Source organism: Anaerobacillus arseniciselenatis (assembly GCF_001865995.1).
Taxonomy (GTDB): Bacteria; Bacillota; Bacilli; order Bacillales; family Anaerobacillaceae; genus Anaerobacillus; species Anaerobacillus arseniciselenatis.
The window spans coordinates 74973-97134 of the sequence record NZ_MLQQ01000001.1 but is presented as its reverse complement, the minus strand read 5'-3'; the positions used below and the strand labels follow the sequence as shown (position 1 = coordinate 97134).

The 22162-nt window shown below is 36.7% G+C and carries 20 protein-coding genes; 16 read left to right on the top strand and 4 right to left on the bottom strand.

Translation table 11 applies throughout. The features are described from left to right. Positions 1-515 precede the first annotated feature (515 nt). Positions 516-1430 carry a protease HtpX gene (gene htpX, locus BKP35_RS00570; protein ID WP_071311447.1) on the bottom strand — a complete coding sequence of 305 codons (915 nt, stop codon included), beginning with the start codon at positions 1428-1430 and terminating at the stop codon, positions 516-518. Between the two features lie 321 nt (positions 1431-1751). On the opposite strand from htpX, the gene BKP35_RS00565 reads away from it, so the two are divergent. Then, on the top strand, positions 1752-2111 hold the full coding sequence (locus BKP35_RS00565; RefSeq protein ID WP_071311446.1) for an ArsR/SmtB family transcription factor: 360 nt from the start codon (positions 1752-1754) through the stop codon (positions 2109-2111). Continuing rightward, complete coding sequence (locus BKP35_RS00560; RefSeq protein WP_084031384.1) at positions 2112-4223, top strand: heavy metal translocating P-type ATPase; 2112 nt, start codon at positions 2112-2114, stop codon at positions 4221-4223. Between the two features lie 285 nt (positions 4224-4508). Here BKP35_RS00560 and BKP35_RS00555 read toward each other — a convergent pair whose 3' ends face one another. Continuing rightward, positions 4509-4907, bottom strand: a complete 399-nt coding sequence (locus BKP35_RS00555) for a secondary thiamine-phosphate synthase enzyme YjbQ (protein WP_071311445.1) — start codon at positions 4905-4907, stop codon at positions 4509-4511. 249 nt (positions 4908-5156) lie between these two features. Between BKP35_RS00555 and BKP35_RS19275 the strand changes: the two genes are divergently transcribed. The 11 genes from BKP35_RS19275 to BKP35_RS00505 all read left to right on the top strand — a co-directional run bounded on the left by BKP35_RS19275 (position 5157) and on the right by BKP35_RS00505 (position 17946). Continuing rightward, positions 5157-5318, top strand: coding sequence for a hypothetical protein (locus BKP35_RS19275; protein ID WP_169819107.1), 162 nt, complete (start codon positions 5157-5159; stop codon positions 5316-5318). A gap of 265 nt (positions 5319-5583) precedes the next feature. Further along, the gene (locus BKP35_RS00550) at positions 5584-7620 is read left to right on the top strand and encodes a transglycosylase domain-containing protein (protein WP_071311444.1); all 2037 of its coding nucleotides are present in this window, start codon (positions 5584-5586) and stop codon (positions 7618-7620) included. A 282-nt stretch (positions 7621-7902) separates the two neighbouring features. After that, the gene (locus BKP35_RS00545) at positions 7903-8637 is read left to right on the top strand and encodes a DUF2161 domain-containing phosphodiesterase (protein ID WP_071311443.1); all 735 of its coding nucleotides are present in this window, start codon (positions 7903-7905) and stop codon (positions 8635-8637) included. A 99-nt stretch (positions 8638-8736) separates the two neighbouring features. Continuing rightward, entirely contained in the window at positions 8737-9120 is a 384-nt protein-coding gene (locus BKP35_RS00540; protein WP_071311442.1) for a GIY-YIG nuclease family protein, read from the top strand. Positions 9121-9246: 126 nt separating this feature from the next. Further along, a complete protein-coding gene (locus BKP35_RS00535) occupies positions 9247-9741 on the top strand; it encodes a L,D-transpeptidase family protein (protein ID WP_071311441.1) in 495 nt (164 codons plus the stop codon). Between the two features lie 84 nt (positions 9742-9825). After that, a complete protein-coding gene (locus BKP35_RS00530) occupies positions 9826-10518 on the top strand; it encodes a DUF4386 family protein (protein WP_071311440.1) in 693 nt (230 codons plus the stop codon). A 135-nt stretch (positions 10519-10653) separates the two neighbouring features. Then, on the top strand, positions 10654-12435 hold the full coding sequence (locus BKP35_RS00525; RefSeq protein ID WP_071311439.1) for a glycerophosphodiester phosphodiesterase family protein: 1782 nt from the start codon (positions 10654-10656) through the stop codon (positions 12433-12435). Between the two features lie 865 nt (positions 12436-13300). Beyond that, positions 13301-13804 (top strand): DoxX family membrane protein, encoded by a 504-nt coding sequence (locus BKP35_RS00520; protein WP_071311438.1) that lies wholly within the window; start codon positions 13301-13303, stop codon positions 13802-13804. A gap of 310 nt (positions 13805-14114) precedes the next feature. Then, entirely contained in the window at positions 14115-15089 is a 975-nt protein-coding gene (gene msrA / locus BKP35_RS00515) for a peptide-methionine (S)-S-oxide reductase MsrA (protein ID WP_071311437.1), read from the top strand. Positions 15090-15272: 183 nt separating this feature from the next. Continuing rightward, entirely contained in the window at positions 15273-16946 is a 1674-nt protein-coding gene (locus BKP35_RS00510; protein ID WP_071311436.1) for a ribonuclease J, read from the top strand. A 412-nt stretch (positions 16947-17358) separates the two neighbouring features. Next, positions 17359-17946: a hypothetical protein gene (locus BKP35_RS00505; protein WP_169819106.1), complete on the top strand. Its 588-nt coding sequence runs from the start codon at positions 17359-17361 to the stop codon at positions 17944-17946. Positions 17947-18055: 109 nt separating this feature from the next. Here BKP35_RS00505 and BKP35_RS00500 read toward each other — a convergent pair whose 3' ends face one another. Further along, positions 18056-18955 carry a hypothetical protein gene (locus BKP35_RS00500; protein WP_071311434.1) on the bottom strand — a complete coding sequence of 300 codons (900 nt, stop codon included), beginning with the start codon at positions 18953-18955 and terminating at the stop codon, positions 18056-18058. Further along, on the bottom strand, positions 18945-19472 hold the full coding sequence (locus BKP35_RS00495; RefSeq protein WP_071311433.1) for an RNA polymerase sigma factor: 528 nt from the start codon (positions 19470-19472) through the stop codon (positions 18945-18947). Before BKP35_RS00495 ends, BKP35_RS00500 begins: the two co-directional genes overlap by 11 nt. A 452-nt stretch (positions 19473-19924) precedes the next feature. Between BKP35_RS00495 and BKP35_RS00490 the strand changes: the two genes are divergently transcribed. The 3 genes from BKP35_RS00490 (at position 19925) to BKP35_RS00480 (ending at position 22006) form a co-directional block, all read left to right on the top strand. Beyond that, a complete protein-coding gene (locus BKP35_RS00490; protein WP_071311432.1) occupies positions 19925-20377 on the top strand; it encodes a hypothetical protein in 453 nt (150 codons plus the stop codon). A 116-nt stretch (positions 20378-20493) separates the two neighbouring features. Beyond that, positions 20494-21180 carry a DUF998 domain-containing protein gene (locus BKP35_RS00485; protein WP_084031438.1) on the top strand — a complete coding sequence of 229 codons (687 nt, stop codon included), beginning with the start codon at positions 20494-20496 and terminating at the stop codon, positions 21178-21180. Next, the gene (locus BKP35_RS00480) at positions 21161-22006 is read left to right on the top strand and encodes an MBL fold metallo-hydrolase (protein ID WP_071311431.1); all 846 of its coding nucleotides are present in this window, start codon (positions 21161-21163) and stop codon (positions 22004-22006) included. Before BKP35_RS00485 ends, BKP35_RS00480 begins: the two co-directional genes overlap by 20 nt. The last annotated feature ends 156 nt before the right edge of the window (positions 22007-22162 follow it).

The following is a 22162-nucleotide window of genomic DNA, read 5'->3' as shown; positions in this document are numbered from 1 at the left end:
CAAATGATTTCTCTCCCTAGTTCAAAACCAGAGAAGAGTAATCAAAACACCGGAATGATTACTCTTCTGAGTTTGAGACCAGAGAAGAGAAATCAAAACACTCGAATGATTACTCTTCTCGACTTAAAACCAGAGAAGAGTAATCAAAACGCCGGAATGATTACTCTTCTGAGTTCAAAACAGGAGAAGAGAAATCAAAACGCCGGAATGATTACTCTTCTGAGTTCAAAACCAGAGAAGAGTAATCCAGTGTTAGAAAGAGCGCATTTCTACTGTACAGTCTCCCGTAATACGAAGCAACACGATACTGCGCGCTTCCCCCACACTGTACACCATTCCCATTCTGCTCCATAAATAATGTAATAAGTTTACGATTAGAGGGGGGGACTTACCCACTATAATAAACTCCTATAGTTATAATAAAAGAGAGGTGCAAATTTGCACCTCTCTTTCACACTTTCTACGAAAAACCGAAGTGTATAAATGTAGCATGGTTTTCCGTTTCAATTATCAAATTAACGCTGTTCTAAGCGTGCAATTCGGTCATCTAAATCAGGGTGAGAAGAGAACAGCTTCATCATGCCGCCTTTACCGCTGATCTTCATTGTTTGAATTGCTGAATCGTCAGTATGGTTACTAACGTTTGCACGATCGACGTGCGCTTTCAACGAACGAAGAGCATGAGCCATTTTATCACGGCCTGCTAAATCCGCACCACCTTGGTCAGCATGGTATTCGCGGTAACGAGAGAAGGCCATAACGACAATACTTCCAAGGATTGAGAACAAAATTTGGAAAATGATAATCGCTGCAAATTGAACGATAAATCTCATTTCTTCACGAACGAAGCGTGATACAAGAATCGCTGCAATTCTTGAGAAAAAGACAACGAATGTATTAACAACACCTTGTAATAGCGTCATTGTAACCATATCGCCGTTAGCAACGTGAGCTACTTCATGGGCGATAACACCCTCTACAGCAGCATCATCCATATTGTTTAATAGACCAGATGAAACAGCTACGAGTGAACGTTTTTTTGAAGGACCAGTCGCAAAAGCATTAACCTCAGGAGACTGATAAATTCCGACTTCAGGCATGTGAGCAAGTCCTGCTGCACGTGATAAGCGATGAACCTTTTCAACGACAGAGCGTTCATGTGCAGATAGAGGACCATCTGGGTCTAGTACTTTTACTTTCATCATCTTTTTAGCCATCCATCTAGACATTCCTAAAGAGATAAACGACCCAGCAAAACCAACTAATAAACTAAATACCCCTAGGGAAACAAAATCAATCCCTAAACCAGCACTCCCGTCTTCAAATGACCCACTAATTCCAGTGTAATGTGTGATTAGCGACCAGACGATGATAATCGTCGTCATGACGAGAATATTTGTTAAAATAAAAAATAATATTCTTTTTCCCACTTGATTAACCTCCATTTTCATAAAGCATACTTTACTATTTTACCACGATACTATTTTAATAGAAAAGTATTTTGATTGGAATTCTTTTATTGTGTTCCAATTTATGAAAAGAGGAATGCCAATTTAATGAATTTTATCATTCAAAACCTGGTTAGCAAAAAGGCAGGCGTTGGCAGCTTACTATTATAAACACCTATCTCGGTGTTTTTTTAGTATTTTTGCCTAAATTTCATTATCATTCAAATTTATATTTGAATGTATACAAGCGATAATGATAAACTAGAATCAAACGTTCATTTGAATGAAAGAGGGTTGAGAATAGTGAGTAAAATTGATACTTGTGACATTTATTGTTTTGATGCAGACAAAGTAGAGCAAATTACAGAGGAATTAAATAATGAAGATTTATTAGGCGTTTCGCAATTGTTTAAGGCGTTAGCAGATGAGAAACGTGCAAAAGTTGCTTACGCGTTATGTCTCGAAGAAGAGCTATGCGTTTGTGATATTGCTACCATTATTGGGGCTACTGTTGCGACAGCTTCACATCATTTACGAACACTGCACAAGCGAGGCTTAGTAAAATATCGAAAAGAAGGTAAATTAGCTTTTTACTCATTAGATGATGATCATGTGAAACAACTTATTTTAATTGCTTTAGAGCATCACCAGGAGATGATTTAAATGGGGAACGAACAAGAGAAAACATATCGCGTTGAAGGATTTACTTGAGCAAGCTGTGCGAAAAAGTTCGAGACGAACGTAAAACACCTGGATGGTGTTTTGGACGCAAAAGTAAATTTTGGAGCAGCTAAAATTACGGTATACGGAGAAGCGACCCTCAATGAGTTAGAGAAAGCTGGTGCCTTTGAAAATTTAAAGCTTTACGCTGAGCAAGAGAAAATCGAGCGAACCCCATTTTGGAAACAAAAAGCAAACTTTAAAGTGTATATCGCTGCACTTATTTTAATGATAAGTTTTTTTCTCCGCCTTCATTACGGTGAGGGTCATATCATCCCGACAGTAGGATACGCAGCGGCGATTTTAATCGGTGGTTATTCCTTATTTATTAAAGGTTTTAAAAATTTAATTCGCCTAAATTTTGATATGGCAACATTAATGACGGTGGCCATTTTAGGAGCGGCAGCCATTGGCGAATGGGGAGAAGGAGCAGTTATTGTCATCCTTTTTGCGATTAGTGAAGCATTAGAGCGTTATTCAATGGATAAAGCGCGACAATCGATTGAATCGTTAATGGATATTGCTCCGAAAGAAGCACTAGTCCGGCGTGGAAATAAAGAGTTCATCGTCTCGGTTGACGATATTCAAGTTAACGACATTATGATCGTGAAACCAGGACAGAAGTTAGCGATGGATGGTGATGTCATTGAAGGCGTATCAACGATCAATCAAGCGGCAATTACGGGTGAAAGTGTTCCCGTGACTAAAACGACGGGTGATGAAGTGTTTGCCGGGACATTGAACTGTGAAGGCTTGCTAGAAGTTAAAGTAACAAAGCGGGTAGAAGATACAACTTTATCAAAAATCATTCATTTAGTAGAAGAAGCACAAGCAGAACGGGCACCAACGCAACAATTCATAGATCGCTTTGCGAAATACTATACGCCTGCAATTATCATTTTTGCCTTTTTACTCGTGGTGGTCCCACCTTTATTTTTCGGGGGAGTCTGGAGTGAATGGATTTACCGTGGGCTAGCAGTACTCGTCGTCGGTTGTCCGTGTGCCTTAGTCATTTCTACTCCAGTATCGATTGTTACCGCGATTGGGAACGCAGCAAAACATGGAGTACTCATTAAAGGTGGCATTCATTTAGAAGAAGCAGGTACCTTAAAAGTAATTGCCTTTGATAAAACCGGAACATTAACAAAAGGAGTTCCTGCGGTCACTGATATTATCTCATTTGGAAAAAATGAGCGAGAGTTACTGGCGATCACGGCGGCGATAGAAAAGGGCTCTGAGCATCCACTAGCTTCTGCGATTGTAAAAAAAGCAGATGAGAGCGACATAAGAATAGATGATTTTTCGGTTCAACAGTTTCAATCACTGACAGGTAACGGGGTTAAGGCTAAAGTAAATAATGAGCTTTATTATGTCGCAAGTCCAACCTTTATTGAACAATTACATGGCGAAATGGACAGAGCTAAAAAACAAAAGATGATTGAGCTTCAATTAGAAGGAAAAACAGTCATTGCGTTGGCATCGGAAAATGAAATCCTTTCATTATTCGCAATCGCCGATGAAGTGAGAGAAACATCGCAAGAAGTTATTCAAAAACTTTATCAAACGGGGATTGAAAAAACAGTAATGCTGACAGGGGATAACCAACGAACTGCTAAAACCATCGGCGATAAAGTTGGTGTTACTGACGTAAAAGCGGATTTATTACCTGAAGACAAATTAAAGATGGTTAAGGAACTTAAATCAAAGCATCAAAGTGTCGCGATGGTAGGCGATGGAGTGAATGACGCCCCGGCCCTTGCAGCTTCAACTTTAGGAGTTGCGATGGGGGGAGCAGGTACAGATACAGCATTAGAAACCGCTGATATTGCGTTAATGTCTGATGATTTAAGTAAATTACCTTATACGATTAAGTTGAGCCGAAGAACATTAGCGATTATAAAACAAAACATTACGTTTTCATTAGCCATTAAAGCATTGGCACTACTATTGATCGTTCCAGGTTGGCTAACGTTATGGTTAGCGATTTTTGCAGATATGGGTGCAACATTACTAGTAACGTTAAATAGTTTACGATTGTTGCGGGTAAAAGAGTAGTAGATTTTAGTAAGGGTTTAGTAACACAGTGATTGATGCCAGTATATTACAAATTCTGTAATATAGGAGTAACAAAACGGAGAGTAAAGCATAGGAATGTGCGCGCTCTAACTGAGGGACACATCTACAAAAGGTCACGCAAGATTTTCTTACGTGACCTTTACCTGTCTAGTTTCTACTAAAAGAAGGAACAAGAACTTCGAAAAATCAACTAGGAGACAAACTGCTAAGGACACGCAAAACCTTCTTGTACACACATTTTTCTTATCGAAGCACCTTTAGAGTTTATGATATGAATTTCACATAAAAAGTACGATTCCGCGGGCCGTCAAATTCGCAAAAATAAATTCCTTGCCACGTGCCGAGAAGTAAACTTCCATCGGCAATAATTACGTGCTGTGATGGACCTACCGTACTTGCTTTCATATGGGCCGCTGTGTTGCCTTCTAGGTGCCGATCTGATTTTTGATCCCAAGGATACACTTCATCAAAACGCCGAAGCATGTCGCGTTTCACATCGGGATCGGCATTTTCGTTAATCGTAATCCCAGCCGTTGTATGAGGACAATACACTATTGCAGCGCCGTTTGTAATTTTATTTTCATTAATAAATTGTTGTACTTCATGTGTGACATCTAGCATCTCATCACGAGAATTTGTTTGTAAAGTAAATTTTTTTAGCATCGGTTTCTTCCTTTCTTTGTTTTTCCAAAAAAGTAGTAATTGAATTTTAGCATAGTGGAGCACTATCTGGAAGCAGGAGGGGAGACGTTTCCCGGGAAAGCGCAGGAAAGAACATTTTCCAACATAGTTATTCGACAAATCGATCAGTCATTCATTTCTAGTCTAATCGTAGGGATTCTAATCTTTTTATGAACCATCTTCGCAAAGAAAACATAAAAATAAACAAATGATTTTAAGAGGTGTATACCTATGACTAATCATGCGTCATTAGAAATAGTCGAAGAGGTTATTCAAAGGCGTTTTAATGAAATTTTAGAACATAATGAGAAGGAAAATTTCGATAAGCTCCCTGGACTAGTTGAAAGCTTAAAAATTATTAAAGAGGTCAATAGCGCTCGCAAAAATAAATAATTTAAGCGCCTTTAAATCCTTACTGTTAACAGAAATACTGACGGTAAGGATTTTTTTATTTTTCTAAAAAGTTAAGTAACACCCCCTCTAAAATAATGAACTACATACGTACAGTTCTTTTAGCATGTGTTTTTTTGTTTTTTTCACAAAAAAATTTATAAGAGTGATCGTTAGATAATATAAGAAAACCGAGATTTTGCATGCATTTGCGATAAACCAAGTTTTTCAAATATTATTACTGCGATTAAAGGAAGGTGCTTACACCATGAACGTATTGAATAAGGTGCGTCGGTTAGTTATACCAATATTAATGCTAGTTGTCGTTTTAATGATAGGTGTGGCGATTACTTTAACTAAGTATGTCACCGATGCTTCAAAGTTAGATCTTAGTAAGTTAGAAGAGCCGTTGCCAAAGCCTACGGTTATTATTGATAAAAATAGCGAGGTTGTTTCTGAACTGTCCTCGGCAAGGTTTACGTATGTGCAATTATCTGACATACCTGAAGAAGTCATTCATGCGATTGTTGCTGTTGAAGATCAACGCTTTTTTGACCATTCGGGCGTTGATGTTCGAGGGATTGCAAGATCAGCTTGGCGAAACTATCGAGCGGGTTCCGTTGTTCAAGGCGGGAGTACAATTACTCAGCAGTTAGCGAAAAATTTATTCCTTACTTCAGATCGTACTTACAGCCGAAAGTTTCAGGAGGTTGTTACGGCCTACAGAATTGAACGTGAATATAGTAAAGAAACCATTCTCGAATTGTACTTAAATCAAATTTATTTTGGAGAAGGGACGTGGGGGATTCAAGATGCGGCGAACATTTATTTTGGAAAAGACGTTCAAGACATCACTTTAACGGAAGCAGCTCTTTTGGCGGCATTACCGAAAGCACCGACTCACTATTCACCATTTCAAAATGAGGAGAAAGCGAAACAGCGTCGTGATCTTGTACTCAACTTACTTTACAATCAAGATTACTTGAGTAAAAGTGAATACGAACAAGCGATCAACGAAAAAGTTCATTTGCGAGATTGGGAGCTTGAAGGATTAAGAGGGAAATATCCTAGTTACGTAGATTATGTCATTGAAGAAGCGATTAGTTATGGTTTTAGTGAAGAAGAAATTTTAACGGGTGGTTTGAATATTTTCACCCATTTAGATCCAGCTGTGCAAGAGGCGATCGAAACCGCTTATACGACGGATGAATTGTTTCCAGTAAATAGTGGTGACGAACTTGTCCAAAGTGCATCAGTCGTTGTCGATCCTTATAGTGGTGGTGTTCGTGGCCTTGTCGGCTATCGTGGTAATCATGTGTATCGCGGTTTTAACCGAGCGACACAGTTAGAGCGACAGCCCGGTTCTGCGATTAAACCTTTGGCAGCTTTTGCCCCAGCGTTAGAAAGTGGCATTTCGGCAAATGTCCAGATCGTTGATAGAAGACTAGATTTTAACGGTTATTCACCTAAAAATTTTAATGACCGTTACCAAGGGAGAGTGTCTTTTTATGATGCGTTAGTTCACTCGATTAACGTTCCAGCCGTTGTATTGTTGAATGAAATTGGAATTAGTGCAGGTTTTGAATTTTTACAAAAGTCGGGGATCCCTTTACATCAAGAAGACCGAAACTTAAGTTTAGCTCTCGGTGGCTTAACGAACGGGGTGTCGCCGTTACAAATGGCACAAGCATTTAGTATGTTTCCTAACTTAGGAACGGTAAACGAAGCCCACGCGATTAAAAGAGTAACTTCTAGCTCTGGTGAAATATTATTTGAAGCAAAGCGAGAGAAAGTTCAAGTGATGAAACCAGAAAATGCATATACAATGACACAAATAATGATGGGCGTTGTTGAAGAAGGTACGGGGAGAAATGCAGCCTTAAATCGACCGACTGCCGGGAAGACAGGTACAACTCAATTGCCGTCAACTTCTGCTTTTCAAGGAGTATCAGGGGCGAGAGATGCCTGGTTTGTTGGTTATACTCCGGAGTTAGTGACCGCCGTTTGGGTTGGGTATGACAAACTTGATCCAAACCATGTGATGTCATCGACAGGCGGAAACCATCCAGCGAAAATTTTCCAAGCAATTATGTCAGAGGCTTTACAAAATACAGAAGTACGACCATTTCAAAAACCTGTGAATTATCAAGATGATTTTAAAAATAACCAAAGCAAAGAAAAAGAACAGAAAGAAAAAGAAAAAGAAAAGAACGAAAAAGAGCTGAAAGAAAAAGCCAAAGATGATAGGCCAGGAAAAGGTAAAGGAAGAAACCAAAACAGAGGTAGAGGCAACTCGAGAAATTAATATTTATTATTTTCAGCACAGGAGGCTGGGACAAAACAAAGTGTCAGACACCGCTAGACACTGAATATAGACATAAAATAAATCTTTACGTCTATATTTAGTAGGATCCACGTGGTGTCAGACACTTTTGTCCCAGCCTCTTTAAACTATTTAATAAGGTAAAGAAGGATTTTTAGGAATTTATTTGAATTATTTAATGATCAGCTAACGGCTAGTGCGAAAACTGGAAAACCGTTAGTATAAGGTTAAGCGATAATTAAAACTGGATGGTGTTTTATTTTTATGACCGAAAAAAAGAAATTATATGAATCAGATTTGTATGAACCGATTCAAAAATATTTTATAAAAGATGGCTATGAAGTTTACGGAGAGGTAAAAGGTTGTGATATAGCAGCAGTGAAAGATGATGAATTAGTCGTTATTGAACTAAAACTTACCCTAAGTGTTGATCTTCTCGTGCAAGCAACGAAAAGGCAGCGTCTAACCGACCTCGTCTACATAGCAATCCCAAGACCGAAGTATAGTTTACGATCGAAGCGTTGGAATGACCTTTGCCATTTAATAAGAAGGTTAGAGCTAGGGTTTATTACAGTTTCGATGACAGGGAAACGAAAAAGAACGGATATCATTTTTCACCCTACCCCATTTGACCGAAAAAAAAGTATCCGTCAAAACAAACGAAAAAAAGAAACGGTATTAAAAGAAATCGATGGGCGTAGCGCTGATTTTAATGTAGGGGGTAGCAGTCGGAAGAAAATAATGACCGCCTATAAAGAGAACTGTATCCAAATTGCTTGTTACCTAGAAAAGATCGGTCCGTTATCTCCGAAAGCACTAAGGGATATGGGAACGGGAACGAAAACATCTTCCATCTTAACTAAAAACTTTTATCAATGGTTTGATCGAATTAAAAGAGGGACGTATGTCATTAGTGAAAAAGGGAAACAAGAGCTTGAAGAGTATCCTGATCTTGTAGAATATTATTTAGAAAAGATTACTAACATAGACAAGGATTGAAGTATAAGAGGATGTTCGAAAATAAATAAAAAGAGAACATTGACAAGGTGAATTGATGAAAGAATTAACGATGAAAATATTTAAAAGGATTAAACTTTTATGACGAACCCAATAAACATTGAAGCAGATCATACGCTTTATTCGATAAAAACGATTATGAACGAAGACACGCCGGACATTACGATAGGAAAGTTAGGTACATTTACTTTCCAAAAAGGGATTTATGTCTATGTCGGCAGTGCGAAAAGAAATATTCAATCACGAATTGAAAGGCACATTATTATAGAGAAAAAACAGCGCTGGCATTTTGATTACTTACGACCTTTTGTTGAGATCGTTGAGATTGAAACGTATTCGGGAGATGAAGGAGAATGCCGGCTATTTCATAGGTTAATGAAAGAGAATAAAGCTAGTATTCCTGTTCGGGGCTTCGGCTCATCCGATTGTAAGTGTCGAGCACATTTGTTTTATTTTCATAATTGACCATGTCAATGGGCTTTTCGCAATTGAAGGTTTTCATTTTATTCCACATAGCAGACGTTCTATTCTTTTCTCATAGAATCTCCAATATACATATAACAGATATATGAACTAGGAGGAGATCAACAAATGTATGAACATGTCGTATTGCCAGGTGAAACGTTATGGGGGATTTCTGAGAACTATCGTGTTCCTTTTCAAACGTTAGTTAATGCTAACCTAATAGCAAATCCAGATCTACTTTTTGTAGGACAACGTATTATTATACCAGGGTTGCCTAATCCCGTGACAATTCCATATTCAATCAATGTTTCGATTTCCAATCGCACGTTAACATTGTTTCAAAATGATATAATGATCAAAACGTATCCGATAGCGGTCGGCCGTATTTTGCATGAAACACCGTTAGGAGATTATGTCATCATAAATAAGGCGCCTAATCCTGGGGGACCATTCGGAACGATGTGGATGTCACTTTCAAAAAAACATTATGGTATCCACGGAACCAATGACCCTTCATCAATAGGGCGAGCGGTTTCGAGAGGATGTATAAGAATGTTTAACCATGATGTTGAGGAGCTGGCGAGTATCGTTCCGATTGGTACACGAGTGCGAATTCGTTAAAAGTTTTGGTATCTAATTGTAGAAAAATAGAAAATGGAACCAGCACCTTAAGCCATTGATGAGGTTATTAGGAGGAGGAATAACTTGAACAGTCATTCGTTATCGAAAAAAACATACTTTGCCATGATCTTAGGGGGAACGTTATTTACTATTGTTATTCTGTTATGGCCGATTTTTATGGTTTTGTCAAAAACGACTGGGAATTTACATGATCAACTTTTATCCATTGCTGACAATCCAAGTATGTATATGATTAATTTTGTCATTGCTTCCTTTATTGCACCAGCAACTTCTTTTATAATGATTACCCTTGCGCTATTTATTAAAACGAAAAAGGAAACGCCAATCCTTAATATATTTGGAGTTTTTCTATTAGCTCCATATGTAACTTTGGTTAGTATTGCTTATGCGTCTCAATATACTCTGTTGCAAAGTTACCTCAATGACGCGAATTTTTCCGAGGCTAGTCTATGGTTTTTTGAGAATTCAAATTCAGTTTCTTATTTCTTAAATCAGTTAGGATACACTTTTTTTGCCTTAAGTGCACTACTCATAGGATTTAAACTGTTATTTGAACAAGGTATCCCAAAAGCGGTAGGCGTATTGTTATGGTTATCTGGCTTTTTATCTATAGTAGCCTTTATTGGTTTAACAATGAAAAACGAAATATTAAATTTAAGTACGATTATAAGCGGACTAACAATGGTGCCTATAGGAATTATAGTAATCATCTGGGGAGTTAAACTCGCTCGTCATAAGGAGATATCATATGAATAGAGGAGAAATACCATCCTGTTATTATTCAAGGAGAATATTTTTTAAAGTAAACGTTTCCCCTTTTTAATGATAAAATGTTTTAGTATGAAAATTATTGGGGAAATATTAGTATCGACGATATGGCTAGGTGATTAAATGTTTGACGTTGTAAAATATAGTCTGGATGATTTTAAAGTTTCATATAAAAAATATCTTTCTTTTGCACTACTATATATGCTTTTGACGAGCTTTCTTTTTGTTCCACTTATTTCATTTCTTTTTAATCGGATGTTAAGGATCTTAGGAACGGGATCGCTTTTAAATGCAGAAGTATATACGATTGCGCTTAGCCCAATAGGGGTGATTACGTTAATTTCGATTAGCTTTCTCGCTGTGGTTGTTTTATTGATCGAATTTGGAGTAATGATTTTAATTGCAGCACAAAGGTATTTTTCAAAAACTATTTTCGTGTCTGATGCTTTTGTAACAACGTTGAGGAAATTACCACGGTTAGTTGGATTCGGATTTTTTCAAGTAATTGTTCTTACGTTACTTTTTATCCCATTTATTGAGTTTGCTACGTTCCCTGCTTTGTTAGATTTTAATCTTCCTATTTTTTTAACAAATGTAGTTTATGACGCGTCGTATTTTTCGATTTTTCAATTTTTAGCGATCCTTTTAATAGCACTTTTCGTTTTAATAAGGTACATCTTTACGCTTCATTATATTTTTATAGAAGAGCGTACGATCATAGAAGCAATGAAATGTAGTTGGAATCTTACAAAATACAATAAGTTGCAAATTATTTTAAATTTACTTCTTCTTAATGTAATGATTTTTGTCGTTAGTTTCTTGTTGGTGACCTTACTTTCTTATATTCCTACAGTCGCCGAAACGGCATTATTCGGAAATATCATAAAAGATTATCTCATTACATTTGCTAGTTATATGATGATTTTGTTTTCGCTTCTTTTAATACCGATCAACATCATTATCATCACGAGATTATTTTACGAGTTTAATAAAAATCAAGGTGATGTCGTATTTAATAAGTTAACCATATACAGTAATCATAGGTTGATGACATTTGAAAACGGGATTGTTCGTTTTTTTACAAGGAGAAAATATACGCTGGCTTCAGTCGTTTTTGTTTTTATTACGGGAATGTTTTTTATCAACGACACGTTAAATGATAATATCGTTTATTTACAATGGAATGTTCAAGTTGCGGCACACAGAGGAGACGCGTACAATGCACCGGAAAATTCGATGAGCAGCATTAAGTCAGCGATTGAAAAAGGCGTAGATGCCGTCGAATTCGATGTGATGCTCTCAAAAGATGACGTCGTAATTTTACATCACGATGATACGCTACAACGGGTCGCAGATATTCCCGAACGCGTTCAAGATTTAACGTATGACGAGTTGTCTAAAATTGATATTGGACGTATGTTTTCAGAAGAGTTTATCGGGGAGCGAATTCCAACCTTAGACGAGGTGTTTGAAGAGTTTAAAGAAGAGAATGTTACCTTTATTGTCGATTTAAAGCCGGGAGACTCCAGTGGAAATCTTGCGAGGGAAGTCGTTCGAATCATCGAAAAATACGAAATGGAAGACAAAGCTTACGTTCAAGCGTTCGACTATCCGTCATTGCAAGTCGTTCGAAAGCTAAATAGCAATATAAAAATCGGACAAATTTTATATTTGTCAGCCGGTAACTTAGCTGATTTAGATGTTGATTTTTATACAATTCGCCAAACAATGCTTACTGAACGGTTTATTAACAATGCCCGAGCACAAAACCGCGAAGTTTGGGTCTGGACCGTCAATATCGAAAGGAACATGCGAGAAGTTTTGAAGTACGATATCGACGGAATCATCACCGGCTATCCAGAAAGGGCACAAAATGTATTGGGAATTAATTTTGGTCAGGAGTAGGAAGGTATCGGGCACGTATAGTGGTACGCTTTAAACTTGGTGGAAGCTCTAAAAGCGAGGATGCCCGCACCTTAAAAGAAGAGGTACGCACAGAACTTAGGTAAAATAATGTAGGGTAGCGATTTTAACAGATTGTTTTAGGGAAACCTAGGTTTCCCTAAATAACAGAATATACCTGTATCAAATTGTCTTTGTCATTGCTATAATTTTTTATACAATACAATGAATTTCATAATTCATTATTCTTTCCACTATGATCAATATATAGTAGCGTTAAAACCATTCGTGAACTATATATTGCTTGATGTGGCTCATTTTTGGTAATTATGAAATTCACTCACTAATATATTTAATAACTTTTCTGGAGGTAGTAGGTATGTTCGAAGTTATCTTTCAGTTAGAAGGTCCGCTATTATCTTTATTGAGATTGTTGATTGCTTAGAGATTTTATCGAAATAGTAATAATATAAAGGAGATAATGCCCTATATTGAATGGGGGATTATCTTTTTTTTTACAGTATGTTTTTGGTGCTCTTCCGTTGCTGGCTGCAATGGGGGACGGATTGTACATAAAAAGCACTGTCACAATTTATTCAAGGAAAGGTAACAGAGTTGTCACTATTTGCTCATTCATTCACAAGGTAATGTAATATAATAAAAGTAAGTTAGATAGCGCTAACTAACACAAACAAACAAAACAATAAACTATTAAATTAGTGAATTTCATCATTCAATATTTTCCCCATTAAGTATTATCTGTAGTTCCGTTAAACCGCTCGCAACTACAGATAGATTGATATGGCTCAATTTAGGTAATTATGAAATTCACTCATTAGTAAAAATAAAAACCAGGAGTGATGAGCTTATGTTTATGAACTTTTTAAGAAATAACGTATATGCAGCAGGTATTTTAACATTTTTAAGAATATATTTAGGTTGGCAATGGTTAACTGCGGGATGGGGAAAAGTAACAGGTGATCCATTTAATGCAGGTGGATATTTAAATGGTGTTGTCAATAACGAAACAGTGATGGAAACTTATCCAAGGTATCACGCATTTATTGAAAATTTCGCACTTCCAAATGCAGACTTGTTTAGCATTATGGTTGCATGGGGTGAGTTACTAGTAGGACTGGGCTTAATTTTAGGAGTGCTCACAACAGCTGCAGTGTTCTTCGGTGTCGTTATGAACTTCTCATTCATGTTTGCAGGCACAGTTTCAACAAACCCTTGGATGTTATTACTGTCAATGTTCGTTTTAACAGCAGGATATAACGCAGGGAAATTCGGTGGTGACCGTTGGGTAATTCCTTATTTACGACAAATGGTTGCAAGTAAGTTCAAGAAAAACCAAGCAGATGCAGCATAACTTAATAAAAAGAAAGCTAATGTTGCCGAACCGAAGGATACACGTTCATTTAATTGAATGTGTATCCTTTTTTGTTGGATGGTTAGCTGGTTGGTTGCTTGGCTAGTTGGTTGCTTGGCTAGTTGGTTTGTTGGTTTGGGAATCCTCCCCACATAAGAACAAGTCTATCCATCTATCATACAAAACCCTCATGACGGCGCCGTCACCAATCAACTATCATAAAGTTCGAATTTTTGTAAATCGATAGTTAATAAAATATAATGTTTAGTATCATTCAATTTGATCGAAAAAATAACCGAGGTGACGTTAGATGAATAAACATTTAGAAAAAGCAACGTTTGCAGGAGGATGCTTCTGGTGTATGGTGAAGCCGTTTGATGAATTTCCTGGGATCCATGAAGTTGTATCAGGGTACTCTGGTGGGTCGACTGAAAATCCGTCATATGAAGAGGTAGTATCCGGTACCACCGGGCATCGGGAAGTGATTCAAATTACGTTTGATCCAACGGTTTTTCCTTATAAAAAATTATTAGAAATTTTTTGGCGCAATATTGATCCAACCGATGAAGGTGGTCAGTTTTTTGACCGTGGTGAACAATATAAAACGGCGATCTACTATCATAATGAAGACCAAAAAAAGTTAGCCGAAGAGTCGAAGCGAGCTCTTGAGGCAAGCAACAAATTTTCAAAACCGATCGTAACTGATATTTTGCCGGCAACGCCATTTTACCGAGCCGAAGAAAAACATCAAGACTATTATAAAAAAAATTCTTTCCATTATAAAAAGTATTACGAAGGGTCTGGCCGAAAAGACTTTACGGAAAGCAAGTGGAGAGTAGAAAAGGACCTTAACAAGCTGAAGTCCGAGCTTTCACCGGTGCAATTTGAAGTGACACAAAATAATGGGACGGAAAAACCGTTTGCCAATGAGTTTCACGACCATGACGAGGAAGGAATTTATGTTGATATTGTTTCTGGAGAACCTCTTTTCAGTTCGAAAGATAAATATGATGCGGGATGTGGTTGGCCGAGTTTTACACGACCGATTAGCCACTATCATATTACCGACAAATTAGATAAAGCTCACGGCATGATCCGTACAGAAGTGCGCAGCAAATACGGTGACTCCCACCTTGGTCATGTTTTTAATGATGGTCCGAGAGAAGAAGGGGGTCTCAGATATTGTATTAACTCTGCAGCTTTACGGTTTATTCCGAAACAAGATTTACAAAAAGAAGGTTATGGTGAATATGAAGTGATGTTTAAAGAGGAGGCGTCTGAATGATCCTTAATTTGCAAACTGAAACTGTAGAAACAGCAACGTTTGGAATGGGGTGATTTTGGGGTCCCTGATCAACTGAGTTGGTAAAAATGTTAGGTATGTTGCTCGTTCGCCAAATCCCCTCTCATAAAGAAAACCCGTAAAAGCCATACTACTAATAATATTTAAATTGTGGGAGGGTTTGACTTGAGTGCTAAAAATAATGGATTATCGATTTTTGCTTTAGGTGGCTTAAATGAAATCGGAAAAAATATGTATGCGATCCAATATGAAAATGATATTATCATCATCGATTGTGGTAACAAGTTCCCGGATGAAAGCTTATTAGGAATTGATTTAATCATTCCTGATATTTCCTATTTAGTTGAAAATAAAGATAAGATTAGAGCTTTAATAATTACCCATGGTCATGAAGATCATATAGGTGGAACACCATTTTTCTTAAAAAAATTAAATGTACCTGTTTATGCGACTCGTTTTACGTTAGGGCTAATTGAATTAAAATTAAAGGAACATAAATTGCTAAGGGAATCTGAACTTGTTGAAATTAATCCAGACTCCAACTTAACATTTGGTGATATTAAGGTAGACTTTTTCAAAGTCAATCACAGTATTCCAGATTGCCTAGGGATTGTTTTTAACACACCTGAAGGGAATATCGTACATACCGGTGACTTTAAGTTTGATTTAACCCCTGCAAATGATGAATACTCTGATATTCATAAAATGGCGGAAATCGGTAAGCGTGGTGTCTTACTTCTTTTATCAGAAAGTACAAATGCAGAGCGACCAGGATTGACGCCGTCAGAACAAATGGTAGGAGAACATGTGGAAGAGGCCTTTAAAAAAGCGACACGCAAAGTAATTCTCTCTACGTTTGCTTCAAATATCAATCGTGTGCAGCAAGTCGTCGATGCGTGTAAAGTAACGAACCGCAAGCTCGCGCTACTTGGAAGAAGCATGGTTAATGTCGTTCAAGTCGCGATGGAACGTGGCTATTTAGAGGTTCCTGATGGAATGTTGATTGATCAAGATGAGATTGACGCCATGGATCCTCAGAATGTAGCTATACTTTGTACAGGAAGTCAAGGAGAACCGATGGCTGCGCTTTCCCGATTGTCGACCGGAAGTTTTCGAGGAGTTGAAGTATTAGCGGATGATATGGTGATTTTTGCAGCAGGACCGATCCCTGGAAATGAAAAAGGTGTTTCGAAAATCATTGATAATTTATTTGCACTTGGAGCAAAAGTGATTTACGGATCAGGAAGTTCATCTGGAATGCATGTATCAGGTCACGGCTATCAAGAAGATTTAAAACTCATGTTGACATTAATGAGGCCGAAATATTTCATTCCGATTCACGGGGAATACCGCATGTTGTACCATCACCGTATGTTAGCGGAATCGGTTGGCGTTGAGCAAGGTAATACATTTATTATGAAAAATGGCGATGTTGTTGATATAGAAAACGAGGTTGCCCGCCAAACACGAAAAATCCATGCTGGTAATACGTATGTTGATGGGGTTGGCGTCGGTGATGTTGGAGAGATCGTGTTAAGAGATCGTAAGCAATTGTCTGAAGACGGCATGCTCGTAAGTGTTTTAACGATTAGTAAAGCTGAAGGAAAATTAGTTTCTGGACCGGACACAATTTCACGTGGCTTCGTTTATGGTGGAGATTCCGACGATTTAATCAAAAATGTAAATCGCATAATGACAAAAACGACGAACGAGTTATTAGAAGCGAATGAAACAAAGTGGAATGTGATGAAAAACAGTATTAAAAAATCGGTAGGGCAATATATTTTCCAAAATACGCGGAAAAAGCCGATGATTTTGCCGATTATTATTGAGATTTAAAAATTGGTTGAGAATTACAAAAAAAAGCACGGTCGAGTCGATCGTGCTTTTTTGGATCGATAAGGCGTTGATCGTAAAATTTTTAGAAGATTTTTCGAATTTTCGGCTAAAAGGAGAAATACTAAAGTAGAATGGAAGTATAATAACGAAGGAATTTGTCGAAGGTAAAGAAATTTATACGGATCCTCTAAAACATGCACAATCGTTAACGGTCTTAAAAAGAAGTCACTTATTGAAAACCATTGGTGTTACTTTTTTTGCGGGTATATTATTTTGGTTACAACTAAAAATGCTAAAAAATAATACTATTAGTATTTTTCTTGATAATATAGTTCTACTACAGCTAGTCCTATTTATGTTTTTCTTCTACATTGTATTAAAAATGTATCACGGAGTTTTTTATCTATCAAGATTGAGTAGCAAACTGAAAAGCGGCTATCAGTTTCAAAGAAATAAAGTGACAAAAATAAAGTTTAATAAACTTAGGCTAAAAAGTTTTTTAATGATTACTTTAGGTGTTTTTATACCAGTTATGGATTTACTGTTCTATGGTTCTTATAAACCCATCCCTGAAGAGGAGATTTCGGTTGTAAAGCTATCGGACATTTTAGAAGGGGAGAATTATGAAGATGTTCGATATTCTCAAAACGGAGGTCAATTTTATAAGGAAGGTTCAAGCTTTTTAGTTCCGAGACAATTTGAGTTACGGCAAAGTGCAGAAATTGCACAGGATCCTCTTTATAAACCATCGATTTGGGCAGAACGCTATGAAGTAAGGACTGAAAGTATTGCAAATGCGTTTGTATCCACTTTCGTCAAAGAACGTCAGTATCATGGGGTGTACGAACGAAAGTCTAACCAAAATTTAGATGAACTTTGGACGATCGAGCAGGATGATTTTACATCTTTTATTGCTAGGGACGGAAAAGACGTGTATGTTGTTGATTATTGGGGGATAGAGCCTATTGACACCTTACTTCAGTATAGTGTTGATTTTTGATTTGCTAATTATAGGTCTATAAAAAAATATAAAAACCGGTCCGGCACGAGCAAACGTAACGTCGCCCATGCCGAATCGGCTTTCTAATTATAATTTTTCAATTATTAGCTTATTCATTTTCGTTGATACGGAACACTTTTTGTTCCTCACCGTACATGTCAATCGTTGCTTGATCACTATAAAATTTAACCCAGATGCCTTCACCTTCTTTAAAATAGAAAGTTTTTTCATCATCAATAACGACCGGGTATAACATATACGTTTGTCCTTCGACAGTTACTTCTTCTTTAGATTGTTGCTCATCGTAAGTGAAGAAGGTTTCTTCGATAGGTTCGGCTTCGTCAAGTAAATATTCGATCATCGCTTCTTTCCAGTTATCTAAATGAAGGATTGATTCAATTCTTTCGTAGTCAGCGTCATCAACGACACTGCGGATGATTGTGACCTCGTCTTCTTTTACAGCAAAGAGTTCGTATCTAGTAACGGCGTGTGCTTGATGACCGTAAGCTAACACATAATCGGTGTTTTCACTTTGATAAAACTCTCTTGCTTCACTTAAATAGCTCGGATGATAGAGGTTGTAATCTGAAAAAACATCGTATTTTTGAAGTGGGTTAACGACGTATTCATCTGGATCTTGTTTTTGATCGTCTGATTTTTCATTGCCAGTTTCATCTTTTTTTTGATCAGTAGCGTCTTCTTCTCTTTCGTTAGGTTCGTCTCCAGTAATTTCAGTTTGGTCATAATCCGGTTGAGGCTCGTCACCGACGATATCTAATGTCTCTTCGTTAAGCGAAGTAATAATAAAGAATGCTGCGACAGCTGCAATTGCAACTCCTCCAATACTTGCGGCAAATCGTTTCATGAAAAATCCTCTCCTTTGTTTTTCTTCATATTTCTGACTAAATTCCGTAATTGCTTCGTGCATTTCCCGTTTTTTCTCGTCATTTAAACTAGGTTTTGGCATTTGCTCCAGTTTTTTATCAAAATCATCATGATTATTTTTCACTAAAAACGCCTCCTAGCTCGTGTTCTAACTGTTTTTGTAATGCTTTTTTTGCTCGATGATAAGTAGAGCGGACTTTATTTTCACTCCAGTTTAAAATTGACGATGTTTCGGTTACTGTGAGGTCTTTGATTCCTCTTAAAATTATTACGTCACGATAATTTGGTTTTAACGATTGGATCGCTTCATATAGCTTCTGATTTTCTTCACTCTCTTGAAAGAGTGTATCTGGTGTTTCCTCGGTAACTGGTTCCTGGTTTGCGTCAAAGGTTAAGTAGCTTTTCCATTTGTTTCTGCTTCTTTTTCTTAATTCGTCCAATGCGACATTACGAGCGATGGAAAAAAGCCAAGTTTTAGGTTGAGCATTTCCGTTAAAGGAATCTAGGCCTTTGATTGCTCGAATGAAAACCTCTTGTACCAAATCTTCCACGTCGGTAGAACCCATTCTATAAATTAAAAATTGATAAACATCATCACTATAGTCGTGAAACCAATCAGAGATGATTTGTTGGTTGGACATATAATTTGCCTCCGTTTTTTGTCGTTCTATATAATTAGACGATATGTTTCTCGATTTATCGCACTTTTTTAACAAAAATTATTTATGATTTTACTTTATTAATGAATTTCATAATTCAATATTTCCGCCACTACGATCAATATATAGTTGCGTCAAAACCATTCGCAAACTATATATTGCGTGATGTGGCTCATTTATGGTAATTATGAAATTCACTCTTATAAATGCCCGAAAAAAATCATTTCCATTAATGAATTTCATTATTTAACATTTTAGACATTAAGGTTTTTATATGTAGTTGCGTTAATTCGTTCGTAACTACATATAGTTTGATATGAATCAATTTAGGTTATTATGAAATTCACTCCCATAAGTGAAAAAATGGTTCTTTCCTATTTTAACAGTACATTGTATGATGATAGATGAAAAGCTTAGTAGAGTGAGGGACTTTCATGAAAAAAATCATATTGAGTTTAATCATACTTGGTTTTATTAGTGTAGCAGGATATTACGGCTACAACCATGCTATTAGCTATACATCTGATCAAATGATTGAACATGTTGTGAATGATTTGTTAGATGAACAAATCGTTGAACAACTTTTAAGTGATCCGAAAATTGAGGAGCTTGTTCAAGAATTGGTGTCTCAAGAAAGTAAAAAAACGAGTTCAGAAAAGTTAGAGGAACTACCTTTTACAACAAAAGAAGAAGGTGTAAAAGTAGTATTGAGTAAATTTTCGATTGGAGAAATTACAGCGATCGCTAGTCAAGCTCAAAGTGGTTTAACTGTAGAGCAACAAATGGAAATTGCCGATCAATTTACTGAGCGTTTAACTGAAGAGGAAATAGAAGCATTAATGATTATTGGAGTTGCGGAACTTATGAAGGAATTTAATAATAGATGAGAGGTGCAAACAATCCATTCACAAAGCAAATCGCATGAGTTTTCCGAAGAAAATCACATGCGATTTTTTGTTGTTATGTGAATGAAAATGGAGGGGATAAATTGTTTAGTTTGCGGTTGAAAAGAAAAAAACTAATAAATTGGCTTTGTTTATCGGGAGTAATAAGTTTCGTATTTTACATATTGCATGATGTTGTCGGTGCGATGTATTATCCAGGCTATAATTGGATGAGTCAAGCAGTAAGTGATTTAACTGCGATAAATTCACCATCATTTACTGTAGCAAATGGATTATCTTCTATATACGCATTATTTGCATGTTTGAGTAGTGTATTAGTTTGTCTCATTATTCAAGGTAAAGGAAATAAGTTTTTGCGTCTTGGAATCTATCTTTTTGCAGTAATGAATTGGGTTTCAGCAATTGGATATTCTCTTTTTCCACTATCGGAAAGCGGGTATGGTGGGACTTTTCAAGATATTATGCATGTATTTGTCATAACAACACTCGTCGTCATTTTGTCGATCTTATCACTCGTTTTGATTATAATAGGTGTATTAAAGCATGATAAACAATATAAATCGTTGGCGGTTTTCGCTATGGTTTCATTAGGCATGATGTTTGTTGGTCCTATTGGCATGGTGCTTGTACCACTTGAATATTTCGGAATAGTAGAGCGTTTCAGTGTTTATAGTGCGGTCGTGTTTACCGCTATTTTAGGACTGTATGGTTTTTTCTTTATCGATAGAATTGAAGCCAAAAATAATAAAAAGGGGAGAGATAATCATGTTAAATCAATTAAGTAATTCTATCTATTATTTATCGAACTTAAATGAGAAAGAAAGGCCGACATTAGGGTTAGTTTGTGGTGAAAAATATAGTCTAGTAATAGATGCTGGAAACTCAGTTCAACACGCTAAAGAATTTTTACAAGAAATAGAGGCTTTAAATGTACCGCCAGTCAAATATTTGGTCATTACTCATGCGCATTGGGATCATTTTTTAGGGATGAATGAATATGGAGCTACTATTATCGTTAATAGCCTGACAAATCAGATGCTTAATGAATGGCGAGGCTACTCTTTTGATGATGCTTCCCTTAAAAAATACGTAGATTCTAATAAAATAGCTCCGTTGTGTATGGAAATTATAAAGAATGAAATAACAAATAGAAATTCTTTTAAGTTAACCTCAGCAGATATAATTTTTGAAAAGTCTCTTACGATTGACTTGGGGGGTAAAGTATGTGTGCTTGAAAAAATTAAAAGTACTCACACTGATGATTCAACGATCATTTATATCCCTGATGAAAAAGTCGTTTTTTTAGGAGATAGTGCATATGGGACAACGACAAACTCTTTATTTCATTACAAACAATCGCTATTATTACCAATGATAGAAGATATTCAAAAATATGATGCTGATCATTTTCTGCTAGGTCATGAATCCATTTGTGACAAAGATGAAATGGATTTGTACTGGAAAGAGCTCATCTCAGCAAGTACGGCCACCGAATCTACATCATTGGAGATGGCGCTAAAATGTTTTGAGAGAGAGAATAATAGGAGCGCAAATGATAATGAACGTTTCTTTATAAAAGCATTTGTGAACGACCAAATAATAAATTCTTAATAGAAATAGACGAAATCTCTAGTGGGAAATTGTCGTTGGTTATTTGGCAGGCTTCGATTGATCATACCAGGTTCATGTAGAGTAAAAGATTTATTTTTAGGTATCTCTATTGATGAAAAATGTTCAAAAAAATAAATAAAAAGAAATGTTGAGGGA